General features: G+C 59.9%; 2 protein-coding genes. Both read right to left on the reverse strand.

Annotated features, from left to right (window positions below; genetic code table 11):
• Positions 1 to 90 (reverse strand): flagellar basal body protein (locus tag AACY52_RS30670; RefSeq protein WP_339561442.1); only part of this gene is annotated, 90 nt, incomplete at its 3' end.
• 37 nt (positions 91 to 127) lie between these two features.
• Positions 128 to 474, reverse strand: a 347-nt coding sequence (locus AACY52_RS30675; protein WP_339561441.1) for a flagellar basal body rod C-terminal domain-containing protein, incomplete at its 5' end; no start/stop codon positions are given.

Genomic DNA, 474 nt, shown 5'->3' on the forward strand with positions numbered 1-474 from the left:
CGTGTTCATGTTGGCGATGTTGTTTGAAATCACGTCGACGTTGGTCTGTTGCGCGAGCATGCCAGTCGCGGCGATCGAAAGAGAGCGCATGATATGGGCCTTTCACTCAAGGAAGTGGGGTGGGGGATCAGCCGATCTTGCCGAGTTGATCGATCGCCTTGCGGCGCATATCGGTCATGCTCTGGGACATTTGCTGGCTGGATTGGTACGCGCGCAAAATCTCGACCATGTCGGCGGTTTCGCTGATCGGTTGGACATTCGATCCTTCGACGCCACCGCTGCGCAACTTGGTTTCGGCTGCCGGAAGTTCGCGCCCGCCGGTCGCGGTCATCAGTCCGTCCCCGCGCGGGGTTACGCCGGCTTCGCTAGGGAAGACGGTAACCGCGATGCGTCCAAGCTGGCCGGTCTTTCCCGACACGGTGCCATCGGCCGCAACCGAAAGGTTGCCGGCATCTTCTAGGGGAATATTGATCG

This window comes from Pseudomonas sp. EA_65y_Pfl1_P113 (assembly GCF_963970525.1).
GTDB lineage: Bacteria > Pseudomonadota > Gammaproteobacteria > Pseudomonadales > Pseudomonadaceae > Aquipseudomonas > Aquipseudomonas tritici.